Annotated in this window: 6 protein-coding genes; 2 read left to right on the top strand and 4 right to left on the bottom strand. The window is 72.2% G+C overall.

Features of this window, described 5'->3' with window-relative positions:
• The first annotated feature begins 39 nt into the window (after positions 1 to 39).
• The gene (locus tag AB8Z75_RS27710) at positions 40 to 300 is read left to right on the top strand and encodes a gas vesicle protein K (protein ID WP_369206671.1); all 261 of its coding nucleotides are present in this window, start codon (positions 40 to 42) and stop codon (positions 298 to 300) included.
• Positions 301 to 471: 171 nt separating this feature from the next.
• Positions 472 to 3,030 (top strand): ATP-dependent Clp protease ATP-binding subunit, encoded by a 2,559-nt coding sequence (locus AB8Z75_RS27705; RefSeq protein ID WP_369206669.1) that lies wholly within the window; start codon positions 472 to 474, stop codon positions 3,028 to 3,030.
• A gap of 86 nt (positions 3,031 to 3,116) precedes the next feature.
• Here AB8Z75_RS27705 and AB8Z75_RS27700 read toward each other — a convergent pair whose 3' ends face one another.
• The 4 genes from AB8Z75_RS27700 to AB8Z75_RS27685 form a co-directional block, all read right to left on the bottom strand.
• Positions 3,117 to 3,305 (bottom strand): hypothetical protein, encoded by a 189-nt coding sequence (locus tag AB8Z75_RS27700; RefSeq protein ID WP_114024716.1) that lies wholly within the window; start codon positions 3,303 to 3,305, stop codon positions 3,117 to 3,119.
• Between the two features lie 104 nt (positions 3,306 to 3,409).
• A complete protein-coding gene (locus AB8Z75_RS27695; protein ID WP_369206667.1) occupies positions 3,410 to 3,553 on the bottom strand; it encodes a hypothetical protein in 144 nt (47 codons plus the stop codon).
• Complete coding sequence (locus tag AB8Z75_RS27690; protein WP_369206665.1) at positions 3,528 to 4,955, bottom strand: OFA family MFS transporter; 1,428 nt, start codon at positions 4,953 to 4,955, stop codon at positions 3,528 to 3,530. The genes AB8Z75_RS27695 and AB8Z75_RS27690 overlap by 26 nt, the downstream gene beginning before the upstream one ends.
• A 112-nt stretch (positions 4,956 to 5,067) precedes the next feature.
• On the bottom strand, positions 5,068 to 7,185 hold the full coding sequence (locus tag AB8Z75_RS27685; RefSeq protein ID WP_369206663.1) for a restriction endonuclease: 2,118 nt from the start codon (positions 7,183 to 7,185) through the stop codon (positions 5,068 to 5,070).
• Between the last annotated feature and the right edge of the window lie 288 nt (positions 7,186 to 7,473).

Raw genomic sequence — 7,473 nt, 5'->3', positions numbered from 1 at the left:
CCACGCGCCCCCGGCCCCGCCCCCGGTCCGACGGGCCGGCTGGAGCTGGATCCCGACCGGGTGGGCCGGGACCTGGTGTGCCTCGTGCTGACCGTCGTCGAACTGCTGCGCCAGCTCATGGAGCGGCAGGCGCTGCACCGCTGCGATCTGGGGGACGTCTCGGACGACCAGGTCGAGCGGATCGGGACGACACTGATGCTGCTGGACGAGCGCATGGACGAGCTGTGTGTCCAGCACGGGCTGACGCGGGACGACCTGAATCTCGACCTCGGCCCGCTGGGCACCCTCCTGGAACGGTGAGGGGACGGCCCGCCGCGGCGCACCGAACGTGGTCTCGCGCGCACAAGTGGTCATCGCGGTCGGTGCTGCCGTGCGCGTGTCGTACGGGCGTTCACGGGAACCCCGGTCGGTAGCCACTTGCAGTCGACACAGCGTGGCCCGGCTCGGTCGGGTCAGCGGGACGGATACTCCATGACCAGCGGGTACATGGGTCCCGGAGGCTTCGGTCGGGACCCGTTCGAAGAGTTCGTCGCGCGTTTCCTCGGGGGCACTCCATCCGGGGCCGGGGGGCAGCGCGGGGACCCGCGCCACTTCGACTTCTTCCGGCTGATGAGCGAACCGGCCCGGCAGCTCGTCACCGACGCGGCCTCGTACGCGGCCCAGCACGGCAGCAGCGACCTGGACACCGAGCACCTGCTGCGTGCGGCGCTCGCGGCGGAGCCGACCCACAGCATGGTCGAGCGGGCCGGGGCCGACCCCGACGCGCTGGCCGCCGAGATCGACCGTGCGGCGGAGGAGGGCCCGCCGCGCAGCTCCATCTCCGTCAGCCCCGCCGTGAAGCGGGCGCTGCTGGACGCGCACGAGATCGCCCGTTCGCGCGGGGCCTCCTACATCGGTGCCGAGCACGTCCTCGTCGCGCTGGCCGCCAACCGGGACTCCACGGCGGGACGGATCCTCAACGCGGCCCGGTTCGATCCGGGCTCCGCACGTGCCGGCAGCGGATACGGCGGCGCGAGCCAGGGCGGGCCCGAAGCACCGCCAGGACGGACCCGTCAGACGGGCGAGAGCAACACCCCCAACCTCGACAAGTACGGCCGCGACCTGACGGAGCTGGCCCGCGAGGGACGCATCGACCCGGTCATCGGGCGGGACGAGCAGATCGAGCAGACCATCGAGATCCTCGCCCGCCGGGGCAAGAACAACCCGGTGCTGATCGGCGAGGCGGGGGTGGGCAAGACCGCCGTCGTCGAGGGCCTCGCCCAGCGCATCGCCGAGGGCGACGTGCCGGACAACCTGCTGGGCCGCCGCGTCGTCCAGCTCGACTTCGGCAGCATCGTCGCCGGGACCCGCTACCGCGGCGATTTCGAGGAGCGGCTGACCGGGCTCATCGACGAGATCCGCGCCCACACCGACGACCTGATCGTCTTCATCGACGAGCTGCACACCGTCGTCGGCGCGGGCGGCGGCTCCGAGGGCGGCTCGATGGACGCGAGCAACATGCTCAAGCCGCCGCTCGCCCGCGGCGAACTGCACGTCATCGGCGCCACGACGCTGGAGGAGCACCGCCGCCACATCGAGAAGGACGCGGCGCTCGCCCGGCGCTTCCAGCCCGTGCTGGTGCCCGAGCCCACCGTCGCGGACGCCATCGAGATCCTGCGCGGGCTGCGCGACCGCTACGAGGCGCACCACCAGGTCCGCTACACCGACGAGGCGCTGGTCGCCGCGGTGGAGCTGTCCGACAGGTACCTGACCGGTCGCTTCCTGCCGGACAAGGCCATCGACCTGCTGGACCAGGCCGGGGCGCGCGTGCGGCTGCGCACGGCCACCCGCGGGACCGACGTGCGGGCGCTGGAGCGCGAGGCCGAACAGGTGCGCAGGGACAAGGACCAGGCCGTCGCCGCCGAGGACTACGAGCAGGCCAAGCAGCTGCGCGACCGGCTCGCCGAGCTGGAGGAGTCCATCGGCCGCGACGAGAGCAAGCAGGAGAGCCGAGGCGGCCACCGGATCGCCGAGGTCACGGTGGAGGACATCGCCGACATCATCTCCCGCCAGACCGGCATCCCGCTCAGCAACCTGACCCAGGACGAGAAGGACCGGCTGCTCGGCCTGGAGGAGCACCTGCGCGGGCGGGTCATCGGCCAGGACGAGGCCGTCAGCGCCGTCGCGGACGCCGTACTGCGCTCCCGTGCAGGCCTGGCCGACCCGCAGCGGCCGATCGGCAGCTTCCTCTTCCTCGGCCCCACCGGCGTCGGCAAGACGGAGCTGGCACGGGCGCTGGCCGAAGCACTGTTCGGCAGCGACGAGAAGATGGTGCGGTTGGACATGAGCGAGTACCAGGAGCGGCACACCGTCAGCCGGCTCGTCGGCGCCCCGCCCGGATACGTCGGCCACGAGGAGGCCGGGCAGCTGACCGAGACGGTGCGGCGCAACCCGTACTCGCTGCTCCTGCTGGACGAGATCGAAAAGGCGCACCCGGACGTCTTCAACATGCTGCTCCAGGTGCTCGACGACGGGCGGCTGACCGACTCGCAGGGCCGGACGGTGGACTTCAGCAACACCGTCATCGTGATGACGAGCAACCTCGGCTCCGAGGCCATCACGGGACGCGGCGCCCTCCTCGGCTTCGGCCAGGGCGACGAGTCCGACGAGGAGGCCAGGCGCGAGCGGGTGCTGCGCCCGCTGCGGGAGCACTTCCGTCCCGAGTTCCTCAACCGCATCGACGAGATCGTGATCTTCCGCCGGCTCGACGACACGCAGCTGCGCCAGATCACCGACATGCTGCTGGAGGAGACCCGGCGCCGGGTGCACGCCCAGGACCTGTCGATCGACTTCTCCTCCGAGGCCGTCGACTGGCTGGCCCACCAGGGCTACCAGCCCGAGTACGGCGCCAGGCCGCTGCGCCGCACGATCCAGCGTGAGGTCGACAACCGGCTCTCCCGCATGCTGCTGGGCGGCGAACTCCAGCCGCACACGCGCCTGCTGGTCGACGTGGCGGACGGGGAGCTGCGCATCCGCACCGAGCCCGTGTAGGGCGCTGCCCCTGCGCCGGGCCGCGGGCCGGATGCCAGGGGCCGGGCGGACGTCCGCGCCCCGGGAGGGGGCGCGGGCGCCGCCCGTCACGTCTGCCGCGTGCCGGCCCGCTGGGCGATCTCCTCGTCGGCCACGGCGATGGCCGCGTCGGCGCGGACGTACCACACCTCGCGCCTGGCCGGGGACAGGCCCGCCCAGGGGTGGCGCTCCGCGCTGTATCCGAGAGTCGCGTACAGCGCTCTCGCATACCGCTCGCGCCGCTCATCGTTGCTCACGGGGTCTCCTGGGTGGTTCGGCGGGAGGTGATCCTCCCAGTAGACGAGCGCCTGTCGGGGGAGGTCAAACGCGCCGGGCACGGCCGTGAAGCCGCGGGCCGGTGTCAGTCGGTGAACAACTGGGCGGCCTTCGAGACCAGTTCGTAGAGGCCGTACGCGAACGGCAGGCCCACCCACAGCCAGACGAGGACTGCGAGCCAGGTGCGGCGGGGCGCCACCGGCTCAGACGAGGCGCTGCTGGGAGCCATCGGGAGCCTCCGTTCCGTTCGTGGGTCCTGCGGTCGTGGCCGGCTCGTGGCCGCCTTCCGTGGCCGGCTCGTGGAAGCGCGGATGCACGGGCCGGATGCACTCGTTGGCGACGAAACCCACGACGAGCAGGCCCATCATGATGTAGAGGGAGAGGCTGTAGAGCCCGGGCCCGCTGCGCCCGGCCGCCTCCTGGCTGTCGGCGACCCGGTTGACGATGAGCGGGCCGAGCACGCCCGCGGTGGACCAGGCGGTGAGGAGGCGGCCGTGGATGGCGCCGACCTGGTAGGTGCCGAAGAGGTCCTTCAGGTAGGCGGGCGCGGTGGAGAACCCGCCGCCGTAGAAGGAGAGGATCGCCAGCGCGCAGAGGACGAAGACCGGCTTCGAGGAGCCCCCGGTGGTGGCGATGAGCAGGTAGAGCAGTGCGCCGACACCGAGGTAGACGCGGTACATGTTCTTCCGCCCGATGGCGTCGGAGGTGGCCGACCACACCAGGCGTCCGCCCATGTTGGTGAGCGAGAGCAGCGCGACGAACCCGGCGGCCGCGGAGACGGAGACCGGCGTACTGGTGTCCGCGAAGAAGTCCCTGATCATCGGGGCGGCCTTCTCCAGGATGCCGATGCCCGCCGTCACGTTCATGCACAGGACGACCCACAGACACCAAAACTGCGGGGTGCGCAGGGCGTTGCGGGCCGACACCTGGGCGGTGGAGATCATCGCGCGCCGCTCGGTCGGCGGCGTCCAGCCCGGCGGACGCCAGCCCTTGGCGGGGACCCGCACGAGGAGGACGCCGAGCGCCATGAAGGCCGCGTAGGCGAGCCCGTGCACCAGGAAGGCGGTGGCGATCCCGCCGCTGTCCGACCCGAAGCTCTCCAGCATCTGCGAGGACCAGGGCGAGGCGATGAGCGCGCCGCCGCCGAAGCCCATGATGGCGATGCCGGTCGCCAGGCCCGGGCGGTCGGGGAACCACTTGATCAGCGTCGAGACGGGCGAGATGTAGCCGATGCCGAGGCCGATGCCGCCGACGAAGCCGTAGCCGAGGACGATCAGCCAGAACTGCTCCGTCGCGGCGCCGAGCGCGGAGAGGAGGAACCCGCTGGCGAAGCAGAGCAGTGACACGGCCATCGCCCAGCGTGGGCCCTTGCGTTCGACGAGGGTGCCGCCGAACGCGGCCGAGAGGCCGAGCATCACGATGGCGAGCTGGAAGGGGAGCGCGCTCGCCGTCCCGGAGAGGCCGAGGGCCTTCTCCAGCGGCGGCTTGAAGACACTCCACGCGTACGCCTGGCCGATGGACAGGTGGACGGAGAGCGCGGCGGGCGGAACCAGCCAGCGGCTCCAGCCGGCCGGTGCGACCGTACGGGAGCGGCTGAGCAGTCCCCCGTTCGGAACCTGTGGGGACGTCATGGGGCGGCACTCTAAGTAGTTGAGACGTGAATGACCAGGGGGTCGGCCCCCATGGAGGCAAGCCGGGCCTGACCGGAGGCGTCGGCAGGAGGCGGCGCCTCTCCGACTCAGGTCACTGGGCCACCTCGATGCCGTAGTCCTGGACCAGTTCTTCCAGCCCGCCCTCGTATCCCTTGCCCCCGATGACGAACCCCCAGTCGCCGTTGGCGCGGCGGCGGAAGGAGCCGAGCACCAGCGCCGTTTCGGCGGAACGGCCGTCGGAGACCTCCAGTCGGTCGAGTTCGCCGCCCTCGGCGTCCAGCAGGCGGATGCCCGCCTCGGTGAAGCCGGACAGGTCGGCCGCCGGATTGGCCACCGGATCGACCGCGGCGACGATCACGAGCCGATCCGCCCTGCGCGGCAGCGCGTCGAAGGACACCCGAAGCGCGGCCTTGTCCGGAGGAACGGCCGGGAGCGCGCACACGGCGCCGCCCGGCGTCTGGTGGTTGTTGAAGAAGACGAAGTGATCGTCGTCCAGGACCTGGTCGCCGTGGCACACGAGCGCGCACACGTCCAGGGCGACACCGCCCGACCAGTACATGCCCAGCATGTTGTGCTCGGTACGGTCGGTGCCGTCACCGCGCTCGTCTTGCGGTTCCGCGGTGCCCCCGGTCGCGTCGTCGGCGGCGGGCACCGCCGCCGTACGCCCGCCGCCACCGAGGCGCCCGCGCAGACCGTGCCGGTGCAGCAGGTCGACCAGCTCGGCACCGGACACCAGCTCCAGGGGCTTGCCGTTGGCGAAGGTGTGCGAGCCGGGCCCGAACCGGGAGGTGGTGACCAGCACGCCCTTGTTGGCTCCGGCGTCCTGCACGGTGCCGTACAGGTCGCGCACGGCGGTCGGCGGCACGGTGTTGCGGTAGCGCTTGACCTGCACGACGATCGTGCCGCCGCGGATCGGCGCCGGATCGAGCGCGTCGACGTCCACACCCCCGTCGTTGGACCGCTGCGTCGTCACGGCCTGCATCCCCATGGCACGGAACAGGTCCGCGACCAGCGACTCGAACGCGAGGGGGTCCATCGTGTACAGGTCGGGCTCCTCGCCGCCCCCGTGAGTGACGACGCCGTCGCCGACGTCCTCGGGAACCCGGCCAGGACGTATCGCACCGAGCTGGTCGGGACGCGCCGACAGATGGCCCCGCAACTCGTCCACCAGGCAGTCGACGGCGCTCACCTGCTCCAGATGCAGCCGGTCGAAGGACGCCCGCGACGCCATGACCGTGGCCAGGAAAATCTGCGCCCGCCTGCCCGTCGCCGGCTCGTGGTCGTCCACGAAGCCGTTCAACGCGACGGACTCCAGTACGCCGCACTCGTCCGCCGCGAAGAGGTCGTGCAGCGCCAGGAGGACGCACTGGGCGAGCACGTCCCGGTACAGCGCGCGGCGCTGGGTCACCGGTCGGGCCGTCTCCTTGTCCCGGTCGGCGGTCGGCATGTACCGCACCGACTTCGCCTCGGGGACGACGTCGAACCGGGGCAGCTCCCAGTTGAGCACCAACTGCCGCGCCCCGGAGTCGTACGCGGCCGTCACCTGCCGTGGCAGATCCTCCGGCCAGCCCGTGGACGCGTACAGCGCCGCGGAGAAGTACTCCACCACGGTGTCGGCGTCACCGCCGCGCAGCGCCTCCGCCATCTCGGCGACGCCCGCGTTGTGCCGGCGCACCTCAGCGAGCTGCGCCTGGGCCCACTGGTCGTACTGCTGCCGGTACTCCGCCAACTGCTGCTGACGCCGGTGCTCCGCGGCCTGCGCGGCGTGCCAGTCCCGCTCGAACCGGGCGCGCGCCTCCGCCTGCGCCTGAGCTCGCCGACCGGCCGTCCACCCTCCCTGCGCCTGGTACTGGTGGGGCTCCGGCATCCGGAGCGGCTCCGCCAGCCTGCCGGGTGCGAAGGCCTCGACGGTCTCGGCGCGGGTGAGGTCACCCGCACGGAATGCGGGAGCCCGGCACCCCGCCGCCAACATGCCCTGCAGGGCGGCGACCCGCGCGTCCAGCTCCTCGGTCCGCCGCCTCGCGTCCGCTTCCCGCTGCTGCCGGTACGCCGCTCGCTGCTCCCGATAACTGCGCGCCAACTCCTGTTGGTAGGCCCGCTGCCGCCGCTCCTGCTCACGCTCGAACCTGGCTTGCGCCTCCGCTCGACGTTGCTGCTGACGCTGCGCCTCAGCCCAGATCCCGACCAACCCGTTGGAGCGACGGCTCATGCCCGACAGGCCCTCCCCCGCCAGAACCGGCGCACCCTCGCGCACCAGCTCCGGCCCCATAACCAGCAGTGACGAAGAGACTTTAATCGGAAATCACCGGACAGCGCATCCCACTCGGTGCCCCCACCAACGACCCTGCCCGCCGGAGGGGCAAGGGCGCCTCGCCCCTCCGGCGTCGCGCTCTCCCGGGCCCGCAGCGAGGCTGCCGACGCTCCGCGCTCCGTCCTGCTGCCCCCGGGGAGGGCCGGGCGGCAGCAGGACGGAGTGTCACGGCGCGGGGGGCGGCGC

The sequence above is a fragment of the Streptomyces sp. PU-14G genome (assembly GCF_041028275.1).
In the GTDB taxonomy this organism is placed as follows: Bacteria; Actinomycetota; Actinomycetes; order Streptomycetales; family Streptomycetaceae; genus Streptomyces.
Note: the sequence above shows the minus strand (reverse complement) of the source record. Positions and strands in the feature narration are given on the sequence as shown.

What these genes read in the sequence shown, in the direction of transcription:
- AB8Z75_RS27705 (WP_369206669.1), top strand. Translation starts at nt 472, where the DNA reads ATGACCAGCGGGTACATGGGTCCCGGAGGCTTCGGTCGGGACCCGTTC.
- AB8Z75_RS27695 (WP_369206667.1), bottom strand. Translation starts at nt 3,553, where the DNA reads ATGGCTCCCAGCAGCGCCTCGTCTGAGCCGGTGGCGCCCCGCCGCACC.
- AB8Z75_RS27690 (WP_369206665.1), bottom strand. Translation starts at nt 4,955, where the DNA reads ATGACGTCCCCACAGGTTCCGAACGGGGGACTGCTCAGCCGCTCCCGT.
- AB8Z75_RS27685 (WP_369206663.1), bottom strand. Translation starts at nt 7,185, where the DNA reads ATGAGCCGTCGCTCCAACGGGTTGGTCGGGATCTGGGCTGAGGCGCAG.